This is a genomic window from Halapricum desulfuricans (genome assembly GCF_017094525.1).
In the GTDB taxonomy this organism is placed as follows: Archaea; Halobacteriota; Halobacteria; order Halobacteriales; family Haloarculaceae; genus Halapricum; species Halapricum desulfuricans.
Genome location: NZ_CP064788.1, coordinates 2,100,324 through 2,113,828, shown reverse-complemented (window position 1 = coordinate 2,113,828; position 13,505 = coordinate 2,100,324). Strand labels below are relative to the sequence as shown.

11 protein-coding genes are annotated in these 13,505 nt (G+C 65.6%); 6 read left to right on the top strand and 5 right to left on the bottom strand.

What is annotated here, in order from left to right:
• Positions 1-213: 213 nt before the first annotated feature.
• Complete coding sequence (gene pyk, locus HSR122_RS10850) at positions 214-1,965, bottom strand: pyruvate kinase (protein WP_229109829.1); 1,752 nt, start codon at positions 1,963-1,965, stop codon at positions 214-216.
• A 372-nt stretch (positions 1,966-2,337) separates the two neighbouring features.
• Between pyk and HSR122_RS10845 the strand changes: the two genes are divergently transcribed.
• Both HSR122_RS10845 and HSR122_RS10840 read left to right on the top strand, forming a co-directional pair.
• Entirely contained in the window at positions 2,338-3,387 is a 1,050-nt protein-coding gene (locus tag HSR122_RS10845) for an NAD(P)/FAD-dependent oxidoreductase (protein WP_229109828.1), read from the top strand.
• A gap of 57 nt (positions 3,388-3,444) precedes the next feature.
• A complete protein-coding gene (locus HSR122_RS10840) occupies positions 3,445-3,732 on the top strand; it encodes a DUF7545 family protein (protein ID WP_229109827.1) in 288 nt (95 codons plus the stop codon).
• On the opposite strand, the gene HSR122_RS10835 is transcribed toward HSR122_RS10840, so the two are convergent.
• The gene (locus HSR122_RS10835) at positions 3,729-5,294 is read right to left on the bottom strand and encodes an Hvo_1808 family surface protein (protein ID WP_229109826.1); all 1,566 of its coding nucleotides are present in this window, start codon (positions 5,292-5,294) and stop codon (positions 3,729-3,731) included. The genes HSR122_RS10840 and HSR122_RS10835 overlap by 4 nt on opposite strands.
• A gap of 183 nt (positions 5,295-5,477) precedes the next feature.
• On the opposite strand from HSR122_RS10835, the gene HSR122_RS10830 reads away from it, so the two are divergent.
• The 3 genes from HSR122_RS10830 (at position 5,478) to HSR122_RS10820 (ending at position 9,089) form a co-directional block, all read left to right on the top strand.
• Positions 5,478-6,767, top strand: coding sequence for an O-acetylhomoserine aminocarboxypropyltransferase/cysteine synthase family protein (locus HSR122_RS10830; protein WP_229109825.1), 1,290 nt, complete (start codon positions 5,478-5,480; stop codon positions 6,765-6,767).
• 2 nt (positions 6,768-6,769) lie between these two features.
• The gene (gene metX / locus HSR122_RS10825; RefSeq protein WP_229109824.1) at positions 6,770-7,978 is read left to right on the top strand and encodes a homoserine O-acetyltransferase MetX; all 1,209 of its coding nucleotides are present in this window, start codon (positions 6,770-6,772) and stop codon (positions 7,976-7,978) included.
• A 136-nt stretch (positions 7,979-8,114) separates the two neighbouring features.
• Positions 8,115-9,089 (top strand): ROK family protein, encoded by a 975-nt coding sequence (locus tag HSR122_RS10820; protein ID WP_229109823.1) that lies wholly within the window; start codon positions 8,115-8,117, stop codon positions 9,087-9,089.
• Here the strand turns inward: HSR122_RS10820 and HSR122_RS10815 are convergent, their stop codons facing one another.
• The 3 genes from HSR122_RS10815 to cysE form a co-directional block, all read right to left on the bottom strand.
• On the bottom strand, positions 9,090-10,265 hold the full coding sequence (locus HSR122_RS10815; protein ID WP_229109822.1) for a Cdc6/Cdc18 family protein: 1,176 nt from the start codon (positions 10,263-10,265) through the stop codon (positions 9,090-9,092).
• A 178-nt stretch (positions 10,266-10,443) separates the two neighbouring features.
• Positions 10,444-10,644 (bottom strand): hypothetical protein, encoded by a 201-nt coding sequence (locus HSR122_RS10810; RefSeq protein WP_229109821.1) that lies wholly within the window; start codon positions 10,642-10,644, stop codon positions 10,444-10,446.
• Between the two features lie 100 nt (positions 10,645-10,744).
• The gene (gene cysE, locus HSR122_RS10805) at positions 10,745-11,386 is read right to left on the bottom strand and encodes a serine O-acetyltransferase (RefSeq protein WP_267491237.1); all 642 of its coding nucleotides are present in this window, start codon (positions 11,384-11,386) and stop codon (positions 10,745-10,747) included.
• A 302-nt stretch (positions 11,387-11,688) separates the two neighbouring features.
• Here cysE and HSR122_RS10800 point away from each other — a divergent pair, with 302 nt between their 5' ends.
• Positions 11,689-13,497: a formate/nitrite transporter family protein gene (locus HSR122_RS10800; RefSeq protein ID WP_229109819.1), complete on the top strand. Its 1,809-nt coding sequence runs from the start codon at positions 11,689-11,691 to the stop codon at positions 13,495-13,497.
• Positions 13,498-13,505: the final 8 nt, after the last annotated feature.

Below are 13,505 nucleotides of genomic sequence, written 5' to 3'. Positions count from 1 at the left end.
GTTTTGGATTCGCAAGACGTGAGTACGTTCCTTATAAATTCTCCCGGATACCTGACTGATGATTTGACTACCCCGTTGCACCAGCGACAAAGTGGTTCAGTATTCCGTTCTCGCAGGTACAGGTCGAGCGCTTCGTCAGGCGTCGTCGCCGTGAGGTTGTGGTTGGGTTCGGCCGAAATCGGATTCGTGTCCGGAGCGATCGCCGGCCGACAGCTATTCGTCGCGATCGCCGACGGCGTCGCGGTAGAGGACGGCGCGCTCGGCGTCGAGCGTGACGACGGTTCCGTCGTCGATGTCGTCGGGGACATCGGCTTCACCGATCATCGGGAGATCCAGTTCGCGTGCCATGACGGCACCGTGACTGCTGGTCACGTCGCTTTCGCCGCTGACGATACCGCGGACGTGTTCGGCGTCACCGGTCAATTCGCCGTCGTATTCTTCTGCGATCACTGCGATCGCTCCCTCGGGCACGGTCGAGAAATCGCCGTCCTCGACGCGGTGGAGTTCGCCCGTGACGAGGCCGCTGACGATGGCGGTCCCCGAGACGATGGTTTCGGCCGCGACGTGGATCTTGAGCATGTTCGACGTTCCGATCCCGTCGAGTTCGGTCATCATGCCCGACACGACGATGAGCGTGTCACCGCTTCGCGCGATATCGGTTTCGAGCGCCGACTGGACAGAGTTCTGGATGATGGCGTCGGCCCCTTCGGTGGTGTAGGGAGTGGAGGTCGGGTGGATACCCCAGGAGAGGGCGAGTCGCCGTCGGACGCGATCGTTGGGCGTCGAGGCGATGATGGGGACACCGGGGCGGAACTTGGCCATTTTCAGCGCGGAGTGGCCCGACTCGCTGGCGGCGACGATCGCGGCGGCGTCGACGTCCTCGGCGAGGAAGCGCGCGGCGTGGGCCAGCGCGTCGGCCCGAGTGTCTTCCGCTTTTGGAATCCGCTGTTCGCGGACGGTTTCGTACTCCTCGCTGTGTTCGACCTCTTCGACGATGCTGGCCATGGTGTCGACGACGCGGGCGGGGTGGTCGCCGATGGCGGTTTCGCCCGAGAGCATGACCGCGTCGGTGCCGTCGAGGACGGCGTTGGCGACGTCGGAGGCTTCGGCGCGGGTGGGGCGGCGGGCCTCGACCATCGAGTCGAGCATTTCGGTGGCGGTGATGACGGGCACGCCCGCCTCGTTGCACTTGCGGATGATCCGCTTTTGATAGAGTGGAACGACCTCAAGGGGAAGTTCGACGCCGAGGTCGCCGCGGGCGACCATGATGCCGTAGGCTTCGTCGATGATGCTGTCGAGGTTTTGGACGGCGCCGGCGCGTTCGATCTTGGCGACGATGGGGATGTCGGCGCCGAACTCGTTGAGGGTGTCGGCGATTTCGCGGATGTCGGCGCCGTCCCGGACGAACGAGGCGGCGACAAGATCGACTTGTTCTTCGGCGGCGACTTTGAGTTCCTGGCGGTCCTTTTCGGTGACGGTGGGGAGGCCGAGTTCGACGCCGGGGATGTTGACGCCCTTGCGGGCTTGCAGGTCACCGCCGTTTTCGACGCGGGCGTAGACGTCCGAGCCGTCGACGTCCTCGACGGTGGTTTCGATGCGGCCGTCGTCGAGCAGGACGCGGTCGCCCGGTTCGACGGCGGAGATGTCGAGCGAGAGCCCGACCGCGTCGGGGGTGGCGTCGTCGCCCTGGTAGAAGCGGACGCGGGAATCGGCTGCCAGGTGGATGGGTTCGTCGATGTCGGCGGTCCGGACTTCGGGGCCGGGGATGTCGTGCATGACGGCGACGGGGTGGTCGACCTGCTGGTCGACCTCGCGAACCCGGGCGATGGTCTCCCGGCGTTCCTCGGGCGAGCCGTGGCTGGCGTTGAGTCGGGCGACCGACATGCCGGCCTCTGCGAGGTCGGTGATCCCCGCCAGCGAATCCGAGGCCGGGCCGAGCGTACAGACGATCTTGGCGTTACGCATCGCTGTTCCCCTCCAGGGCTGCCGAAAAGTCGCTGCCGTGTCCGTTGGGCATACCTCGAAACTGGACTCTCGGGGAATATCAAGCTTGTTAGACCGTCCTCGGTCTGCGGCAGGTGACCGTCTCCCATGGCTCCGGCAATTGGTGCCGATATCGCGGAGTGGCCACGCACCTCGAAACGATTCGGTACCCCAGCATGTCGAACGTCTCGTCGAACACACCGACAAGTACGGGATTCGATGCAGGTGGCTCCCGTCCCACTTCACCCGCCGCGCGACGACGAGGTCGGCCGTTCGGAGCCGGCGTTCGGCTGTTTTCGCTTGCAGCGTGCCGGCAACACAAGGTACAAATCGCGGCCGGCAGTACCTCCGGTCATGTCTGGGGAGGCCAACCGTCGCCGGCTCGTCATCGCCGGCACGGGCATCGCCGGTCTGACGGCCGGGATCTACGCAGCGCGCGCGAACAACGACCCGCTCGTCCTGGAAGGCGACGAACCGGGCGGACAACTGACACTGACCACTGACGTCGAGAACTACCCCGGGTTCCCGGAGGGGATCGGCGGTCCCGACCTCATCAACAACATGAAAGCGCAGGCCAAGCGGTTCGGGGCTGAGGTACGCAACGGCGTCGTCGAGACGGTGGAGGCGGGTGATCCGATCCAGATCGAACTCACGAACGGGGAGACGCTTTTCGCCGACGCGTTCATCGCGGCGTCCGGCGCGAGCGCGCGGACGCTCGGCATCCCCGGCGAGGACGAGTTGATGGGCTACGGCGTCTCGACGTGTGCGACCTGTGACGGGGCATTCTTCCGCGGGAAGGATATGCTCGTAATCGGCGGCGGCGACGCGGCAATGGAAGAGGCCAACTTCCTGACGAAGTTCGCCGATACCGTCTACATCGCGCATCGGCGCGAGAACTTCCGGGCGGAGGATTACTGGGTCGACCGCATTATGGAGAAAGTCGACGAGGGCGACGTCGAGTTGCTGAGAAACACCGAGGCGACCGAGATCCACGGCACGCAGGCCGACGGCGTCGACCACGTCTCGCTGGTCCGCCACCCGGACGGTCACCCGACGGAGAAACTCGACGCCGGACGGAGCGAGGACGTCGAACGCTTCGAGCTGGACGTCGGCGCGGTCTTTCTGGCGATCGGACACACGCCGAACACGAGCTATCTCGAAGCGACGGGCGTCGAACTGGACGATGCAGGCTACGTTCAGACCGAAGGTGGGACCGGCGGCGGCCAGACCCGGACCGGCGTCGACGGGATCTTCGGCGCTGGCGACGTCGTCGATTATCACTACCAGCAGGCCGTGACGGCCGCCGGGATGGGCTGTAAGGCGGCGCTCGACGCCGACGAGTACCTCGAATCGATCGAGCCGGTCGGCGAGGCAGGCGTCGAGACGGCACAGACTGACGACTGACCGCGCTGTCCCGTTCCAGACCCGAAGACCCTTGAGTACGCTCGTCGAAAGCGGCGTATGGCCGAAGAGACCGTCACGTTGACGATCGAAGACGACGATACGACCGACGAACTTACCGTGCCGATCGCGATGATCGAGATGCTCCGCGAGGAGGAGGGTGAGACGCCCGCCGAGATCATCGGCGACATCGCCATGTTCGGACTCGCCCAGCGGATCCACGGCGCGATCCACCACGGACAGGGCGAACCGCCACAGGAGGTCAAAGACGCGGAGGAACTGACGATGGAGCTGTTCGAGGAACGGTTCGGCGCGAGCTACGGCGAGCTCACTGGTCACGACCACTAGGTCGTTTTTCGTCTCGCAACTCCGACAGCGAACAGCGCGACCAGCGACGCGACGACCCCGAACCCGGGACCGTCGCCGTCGGCTGTCGCGGGGCTCGTCGTCGTCGGGTCGGCCGACGTCGGTGATCCCGTATCGCCTGCCGACGTCGCTGACGCGGTGTTTTGAGGCGTCGAACCGTCCTGCTCCGACGGCCCGGCTCCGGCGTGAATCGCGTCGAGACCCTCGATGGACGGCGCGTTTACGATTCGAACTGTGGCTCCCGTTCGCCCGATCGAAAACGCGTCGGCGAACGGCCCGGTCGTGATCTCCCAGACTGCCGCCGTGCGCTGTGTACCGCCGTGGGATCGGACTCGCTGACGGTACGCCTCGGCGAACGCCTCCGCGGTCGTCTCGTTCGACCAGCGGGTCGCCCAGACGTAGCCGCCGGCCGATCCGTCGGTATACGAATAGAGCACCCCGTTGCGCCAGGCGAGCGCGTCGTCGCCGATCGAGGCCGTCAGTGCCATCGCACCGACGCGGTCGGGACCCTCCCGGCGCGTCCACTCGTCGTTCGACCTGTCGGGCACGGTCAACGTCGCCGCCGGCGAGATCCCGGCCCGACGTGCGCGCTCTGTCCGCTCGCGGTGGAGCGCGGTGACGCTGTATTCCGGCGGGTTCCGGTGGGCGTCGTCGACGGCGTCGAACCCGCCTCGATCGATCAGGTGGCCGACGTACTGGCTCCCGAGCGTGTACGGCGCTCCGAGATAGGGAAGCAGATCTCGCTCGACGTCGCCGCGAGCGGTCGCGAACGACCCACCGCCGACACAGTCCCACGATCCGTTGGCGCAGTACTGTTGGTAGACGCCGTCCAGATAGCTCGCCTCGCCCTCGACCAGAGCGTCTTTTGCGTGTTCGCCGTCCAGCGTCTCCCGTCGGTAGCGGTCGGCGTCGAGGTCGAACTGCTGGTGTTGCAGGACGTGTGCCAGCTCGTGGGCCAGCAGCCTCGGCGGGGCCGTCGGCTCGTCGGGGTCGTCGGTGATCAGGACGACCGACTCCGACCCTTCCTCGGCGGCCCAGCCGGCAACCCGTCCGACGAGGGTCTCGAAGACGACCCGGTCGGCCTCGCGGTCCTCACCGACGACGAACAGCGCCTCCCACTGCCGGTCGGAGCCGCGAAACTGGGAAATATCGTTCTCGGTGCGATCGGCGACCGCCTCCGTCCCGATGAACTCGATCTCGACGTCGTCGGTGAACTCCAGCCCGCGGATCTCCTCCAGTCGGGCCATCGTCCGGTACTTGTATCGCTGGAGTTCGGCCGCCGAGAGCCCGTCCGACTGCTCGACATTGATGGACTCGTTGTACCAGTAGCCGCCCTCCCAGCCGATCCTGTCTTCGGGCGGGTCCGGCAGAGTGCCACGGTCCATGCTCGTCGTCGCCGCTTCGCCGGTGCTGTTCTCGACAGCCGTGTTCGACGTGGGTGAGGCCATCACGGTATCGCCGAGAGTCGCCGAACCGACCGTCCCTCCGGCGATGACAGCGAGACTCGCTATCGCGAGAGCGAGCGCGAGCCGTGAGAATCCCATCGTTTCCCGCAACGCGTATCGCTCGAATAACGCTTTCGCTGACAGCGATGGCTCCTGTCCTAGCCGGCGATGTTCGCTATCAGCAACGTGACCAACCGGTCAGTCGGTTCACCTGCTCGGGGCCGCTGCGAATATTGCCGTAACTGGCAGTTATAGAAGTCTAAAGAGATATGAGTATAGTACATGACTGATCAGGATTCGACGGGGCCACAGCGGTTCGGAACGCGCTGTGTCCACGCGGGTCAGCGACCGGACCCGGAGACGGGGGCGGTCGCTCCACCGATCTACCAGACGACGTCCTACGCGTTCGAAGACGCCGATCGCGCGGCGGAGCAGTACGCGCTACAGGCCGAGGGGAACATCTACTCGCGGTTCGACAATCCGACCGTTCGGCTCCTCGAAACGCGGCTGGCCGATCTCGAAGGCGGGGTCGACGCCGTCGCGACCGGGTCCGGGATGGCCGCGCTGGACGCAGCCACGTTCCTGCTGGCCGAGGCGGGCGACAATATCGTCTCCGCGTCCTCGATCTACGGGGGGACCCACAGTTACTTCACGAAGACGGCGAGTCGTCGTGGCATCGAGGCTCGCTTCGTCAACACGCTCGAGTACGACGCCTACGCCGAGGCGATCGACAATCGGACGGCGTACGTCCACGTCGAGACGATCGCCAACCCGTCGCTGGTGACGCCGGACATCGAACGCGTCGCCGCGGTCGCTCACGAGCACGGCGTCCCGCTGTTGGTCGACAACACGTTCGCGACGCCCGCGCTCGCGCGGCCGCTCGAACGCGGTGCCGATCTGGTCTGGGAGTCGACGACCAAGTGGATCCACGGGTCGGGGACGACGATTGGCGGCGTGCTCGTCGACGGTGGCTCCTTTCCCTGGCAGGAACACGCGGAGAAATATCCGGAAATCGGGGGCGAAAACCCGGCGTTCGGGGTGAACTTCGTCGAACGGTTCGGCGATCGGGCCTTCAGCGTGGCCGCCCGACAGCGCGCGGTCAGGAGTCTGGGCGACGGCCAGACGCCGTTCGACGCCTGGCAGACGCTGCAGGGCCTCGAGACGCTTTCCGTGCGGATGGAACGCCACTGTGAGAACGCCGCCCGCGTCGCGGCGTGGCTCGCGGACCACGAGCAAGTCGACTGGGTCAGTTACCCCGGACTGGCGAGCCACGAGACCCACGACAACGCGACCGAATACCTCGAGGGTGGGTTCGGCGGCATGATCGCGTTCGGACTGGACGGCGGCTACGAGGCGGGCAAACGGCTCTGTGAAGAGACCGAACTCGCGCAGTTCCTGGCCAACGTCGGCGACGCGAAGACGCTGATCATCCATCCGGCCTCGACGACCCACGCCCAGTTGAGCGAGAGCGAGCAGCGCGCGAGCGGGGTCACGCCCGACCTCGTTCGCCTGTCGGTCGGGATCGAAGACGCCAGAGACATCATTGCGGACCTCCAAGCGGGCATCGAGTAAGCATGGAGGTCGAGCGCGGGACGGTCTCGCTGGGCGAGTTCGAGTTCGAGTGCGGAGAGTCGATCCCCGAACTGGAGGTCGCCTACGAGGCCTACGGGGAGTTCACCGGCGACAACGCGGTGCTCGTCTGTCACGCCCTGACCGGCAGTGCCCACGTCGCCAGCCACCGGGACGCGACCGAGACGAGCGGCCAGGCCCGGGCCTGGTGGGACGACATCGTCGGCCCCGGGAAGGCGATCGACACCAACGAGTACTACGTCGTCTGTGCGAACGTCCCCGGCTCCTGCTACGGGACGACCGGCCCCGCGAGCGAGAACCCCGAGACGGGCGAGCCCTACGGGACGGACTTCCCGCCGGTGACGATCGGCGACTGGACGGACGCCCAGCGTGAACTGCTGGACGAACTCGGGATCCCCGCACTGCACGCCGTCGTTGGCGGCAGCGTCGGCGGGATGAACGTCCTCGAGTGGGCCAAACGCCACCCCGACCACGTCGATCGGATCGCCCCGATCGCGGCCGCCGCACGGGTCGACTCGCAGTGTCTCGCGTTCGACGCGATCGCACGCCGGGCGATCACGACCGATCCCGACTGGAACGGCGGCGACTACTACGCCGGCCCAGACCCCGACGACGGACTCGCGCTCGCCCGCCAGATCGGCCACGTCATGTACCTCTCGAAAGCCAGCATGGAGAAGAAGTTCGGCCGTCGAGCGGCCGGCCGGGACGCCATGCGCTCGTTCCCGGCCGACCCTGCGGCGTCGTTTTTCCCCTACAGGGACGTCGAGTCCTATCTTGATTATCAGGCCGAACGGTTCGTCGAGCGGTTCGATGCCAACAGCTACCTTTATCTGACCCGCGCGATGGACAACTACGACCTCGCTTCGGGCTTCGAATCGGACAGCGACGCGCTCGCCGCGTTCGACGGCGAGGCCCTGGTGATGTCGTTTACCGCCGACTGGCACTTCACCGTCGACCAGGCCGAAACGCTGGCCGAGTCACTCAGAGACGCCGACGTCGAGACGGCCCACCACGTCGTCGAGTCCGACCACGGCCACGACGCCTTTCTGGTCGAGCCCGGCAACGTCGGCCCGCCGCTGTCGGACTTCCTCGCGGACGGCGTCGACGGCACGGCAGTCTCCGACACTGTCGACGACGAGACCGAGGAGAGCCGCGAGTTCGCACCTGTCCACAACAGCCTCTTTTCCACCTGATCGGCCCCCGGCGCTCGTCACGCGATTCGATATCTGAGGGATACACCTCAGTCTGCCGGACCTGTCAGTACAAATTCACACCCTCTGGCGAGTAAATATGTGCAGTTAAGTGTGGCAAGGACGATACGCCGATAGTATGGGTACATACGCAGGGGTCGACCTGGGCGCGACGAACGTGCGCGCCATCGTCGGCGACGAGACTGGCGCGGAACTGGGCTCACACAAACAGCGGACGCCGCAGGGGCCGACCGGAGTCACGGTCACCGAGGGCGTCCTCGAAACCCTTCGACTCGCGTGCGACGACGCAGGCGTCGATCCGACTGACCTTCGAGGGGTCGGGATCGGATCGATCGGTCCGCTCAACCTGTCGGAGGGGATCGTCGAGAACCCGTCGAACTTGCCCGACAGCATCGACCGGATCCCGCTGGTCGGGCCGATTCGGAACCTCGTCGAGACCGACAACGTCCACCTTCACAACGACACGGTCGCTGGCGTGATCGGCGAGCGGTTCTACAGCGAGCGCAACCCCACCAGCATGATCTATCTGACGATCTCCACGGGGATCGGTGCCGGCGTCTGCGTCGACGGGAACGTCCTGAGCGGCTGGGACGGCAACGCGGGCGAGGTCGGACACATCACGCTCGATCCGGACGGGTTCATGGAGTGTGGCTGTGGGAAACCCGGCCACTGGGAGGCCTACGCGTCGGGGCAGAACATTCCCCGATACGCCAGACGGCTCTACGAGACCGAAGACTGGGAGACGGAGATGGACGTGCTGGACGACGACTTCTCCGCGATCGACATCTACGAACACGCCGGCGAGGACGCGTTCGCCGATCACGTCATCGAGCGAGTGACCGACTGGAACGTTCAGGGCTTTGCGAACCTCATCCACTCCTACGCGCCGCTGGTCATCTACGTCGGCGGGAGCGTCGCGCTCAACAACGAGGAACTCGTCCTCGACCCCATCCGCGAACGGCTCGAAGACCACGTGTTCATCAACATTCCCGACATCACGTTGACCAATCTCGGTGACGACGTGGTGCTGAAAGGCGCACTCGCGAGCGGTCTCACCCAGGGAACCGGCGATCGGAGTCGCGTCCCCGAGTGACTATCGCTGGCTGGTCTGCAGGTCGTACAGCCGCCGGAACACCAGCGTCGGAAATCTGGGTTCGACCCTGCTGGGCGGTCGTCCGTGACCCTTCGTGCGTGACGAAGAGACCCGCTCGACGACCCCACGTTCCGCCAGTTCGTAGAGGAACCGCTTGACGGTCCCCGGCGAGAGGTCGATGTCGTCGGTCGCGGCGATCGCTTCCGTCGTCGCGGTGACGGACCCCCGGTCTTCGGAACCGAGATTGAGCAGTTCACGTAGCACGCGCTGGCGATTGTCTCGCAGCGAGAGGACGACACCGAGCGGGACACACGGCGTGGGGACTGCGTCGATCCCGGCCTGTATGTCCTTGTCGCGGACGTGCTCGACGCCGGCGGCGTCGGCCTGATCGGCCCCTCCGAACAGTGCCGCTAGCGCGTCGTGTGCGTCCCCGCCCGCCCAGGACGCGATCTGTCGTGCCTGCGAGTGTTGCAGCGCGTCCCGCGCGAGTGCGTCCGACCCGCGAGTCATCAGGATGTCGATCAGCACCTGCTGTCCGTAGCCAGGGATCTCGATCTCTGCGTCCGTCCACTTCTCGCCGTCGCTGTCCGGTGGCCGGCCGACGAGCACGAGCGAGACGGACCGGCCGAACGGCTCGAACCAGCCGGTCACGTCTTCGATCAAGAGCGATTCGGACTCGCCGACGTGGTCGACGGCCAGTACGACCCCTGGCCCCCCACTGATCGCTTCGTTCAGCCGCGACTGGAGTTCGGCCGTGCTCACGCCCTGTCGTGGGACGTCCCCCTTCGAGACGGCCTGCAGCGCCCGGTGATACAGCTGGAACTCGCTGTTCGCAGTCCGGGTATCGACGTAGACGAACGTCGGTAACTCGGTCGTCTGAGCGCGCGTCGAGGTGTGTATCACCGCGTGTGGCTGGACCGTCATCGACTTGAGCCGATCGAACAGCGCCGTGACGATCGCCGACTTGCCGCTGCCCGGCGGCCCCCAGACGTACACGTTCGGGGGGAGCGTCCCGTCGAAAACCGGGTCCAGGTGATCGAGCAGTCGCTCGAAGATCGGCCCGCGACCGACCGGCTCCTGCACGTGTGCGACCGGATTCAACGGCTCGTAATCGAGAACGATCGGCCGGTCGGCTCCTCGCCGCCGCCGACGCCTGATCCGCTGTGCGAGGTCCATCGTTAATCGTTATTCTCTAACTACTACTGGCCCGCCGGGAATAAAAAATGATTTGATCCCAGTTCAACAGGTTCTGTGGGAAGAGTCGCGGCGAGGATCATACAGGGAGTTATACGTTCGTAAATATCTCTTGCACGACGGCGTGGTGAATCATTTCGAAATGGTATAGCCACCGGTATCAGTACGCATCGATGAAGCGCCTGAGGACGAGCGTCACGACCAGGTAGACGAGACCGCTGAACACACCCATCATCGCCCCAACAACGACGCGGACTTGTGCCGGCTCGTTGAGAGTGAGGGCGATGACCACTGCCATGATCGCCGCGACGACGAGGACGTTTCGCTGGTCGCGTTCCTCGATCGGTAACCGTTGGGACATACCGACCGTGACTCGGGGGACCGACATAGTCTTTGTCCGACGGGTTGGCTCGAAGCCGCGCGCTATCTTGATTCAGCGGGTGACTCCTGCCGCTTACGGCTCACTCGAGACCACTGTTGTCGTCACAGCAGTCCGCTCCGAGAAGTGCGTCGCCGTTCGCGAGGGTGTCCTCGGTCAGCGGGACTTCCTTGTCGCCTACCGGGTGGGCGGGGTTGCCGGCGGCGGTCGTCTTCGGTGGCACGTCCTCGACGACGACCGATCCGGCACCGACGCTGGCGTTCTCGCCGATCGTGATGTCGCCGAGAAGCGTCGCGTCCGCGCCGATCGTGACGCCGTCTTCGAGCGTCGGATGGCGCTTCTCCCGGCGCATCGACTTGCCGCCCAGCGTCACCCCGTGGTACATCAGCACGTCGTCGCCGATCTCGGCGGTCTCACCGATGACCGTTCCCATGCCGTGATCGATAAAGAAGCGGTCGCCGATCTCGGCGGCGGGGTGGATCTCGACGCCGGTGAGAAACCGTCCGAGGTGCGACAACAGGCGGGCGATCAACTGGTAGCCGCGCTCGTGGAGCGCGTGAGCGATACGATACAGCCAGATCGCGTGCAGCCCGGGGTACGTGAGTAGAACCTCGAGAGTGTCCGTCGCCGCCGGGTCTTTGGCACGTGCGGTTCGGATGTCGTCTCTGATTCGGTCAAACATTGGTGGATGGTGGCTTGCGGAAACGCGTTGGTAGCGTCTGATAGTCGAACCGAAACGGGCGAGAAGTCACAGACAACGACAGCCCGGACCGCGCGGCTGGCTGTCGACTCTCGGGCGGACTGCGACGGCGCGCAGTTCCTGCATAGCGAGCGATAGGGAGGGGACAAACAAAAATCACGTGATCCCGGCCGGATACTGGGGGCTCATACTGTCGGCTGTAAGTTCGTAACGATATTCGCCACCCGGGGTGGCGAATTCCTTCAGTTTGTTACAGCCGACAGTATCACTCCGGGCTGCGTCAGGAGGGGAAACACCCTTGTCGCTGCCGTGGTATGTTGCGGGCGATGAGCGACGACGAAGTCGATCCCGAAGAAGGCGTCCGGGAAGCCGTCGAGCGCTCCCGAAGTGGCGCACCCGCTGCCGGTCGAGTCATCCGGGACCGGTTCTCGAGCGACGAGGTGTTCCAGCGGATCATCGCCGCTGCCGACGAGGAGATCACCTCCGGGAGCCGGGAGCTGTACTTCAGCGGGCTGGCGGCCGGGTTCGCGATCACGATCACCTTCCTGCTGTACGTCTCACTGACGGCCTCGACTGACGGACATCCGATCTTGAGCGCGCTGCTGTATCCGCTGGGGTTCATCTACATCATCATCGGCGGCTACCAGCTGTATACCGAAAACACGCTGCCGCCGGTCGCGCTCACGATCGAGCGTCTCGCGAGCGTCCCGGCGTTGCTGCGCAACTGGGTCGTCGTGCTGGCCGGGAACTTCACGGGAGGCGCACTCGGAGCAGCCGCGCTGGCGTACGGCGGCGTCCTCTCGGGAACTGAAGCGACAGTGGCCTACGACATCGCGCATAAAGGTATCGAGACCGCGCCCGCCGTGCTGTTTACCAAGGCCGCCTTCGCCGGGCTGATCGTCGCCGGCGTCGTCTGGGTCGAGTACGGCGCGCGAGATACGATCTCCCGGCTGGTCGTCGTCTACCTCGCCTTCCTCGCGATCCCGCTCGGCGGTCTGTTCCACGTCGTCGTCTCGTTCACTGAAATGCTGTATCTGGTATTCGTGGGCGATCTGGCGATCTTGGTCGGGATGACGGACTTCGTCATTCCGGTGTTGCTCGGCAATACTGCTGGTGGCGTGGTGCTCGTGACCGTGGTCAACTACTTCCAGACGACCGAACACCGGCTGGAGTCGGCCCGCTTCGAGGGGGCAAATCGGCGGCTGTCGATCCGCGAGTGGTTCCTCGGCGGGATCGCCGGGCGCTCGTACGTCCCCGTGATCGACACGGCGGCGAAACACGCCCGCACCGACGAAGGAACCTACCGGATCCTCGTCCCGATCTCGAACCCGCGAACGGAACAGCCGCTGGTCGAGTTCGCCAGCGCCATCGCCAGCGCCCACGAACAGGCCGTCGTCCACGCCGTCTACGTCGTCCAAACGCCGTCCCGGAGCCGATACAACAGCGACTCCCGTCGGGAGCTCGTCGAGGAGTCGGATCAGTTGCTCTCTGAGGTTTGCAGCGTCGCCGACGCGTACGACGTCGACGTCGAGACCTCGACGGTCGTCTCCCATCGATCGTTCGAGGAGCTGTTCACGATCGCCGACCGCGACGACGCCGACCTCGTCGTGATGGGCTGGGGCGAGGACCGTCTGTGGGACGCCGCGCGCGCCGAGCGCCCGATCGGCGAACTCACGAACCGACTCCCGTGTGACTTCCTGATCGTCGACGATCAGGGGATCGACACCTCGCGGATCCTGCTCCCGACCCTCGGCGGCCCCAACGCCGAGTTGAGCGCGGAAGTCGCGTCCGCGCTGCAGTCAGTCGGAGACACGGAGGTGACGCTGCTGTACGTCGCGGACGGCCCCGAAGACGCCGAAGACGGCCAGCAGTTCCTCGAGAACTGGGCGATCGACCACGGGCTGGAGGACGCCGAGATGATCGTCGACGAATCCGGTGAGATCGAGGCGGCGATCGAACGCGAGGCCGAGGACCACACGATGCTGTTCCTCGGGGCGAGCGAGCGGGGCGTCCTCGCGCGCCTGGTCCGGAACACGCTCCATCTGGACATCCTCGATGAGGTCGAGGCCTCGGTCGTCATCGCGGAGCGGTCGAACGGGCGGAGCCTCTGGCGGCGGCTGTTCGGGCGACGCTAGGAGGGTGT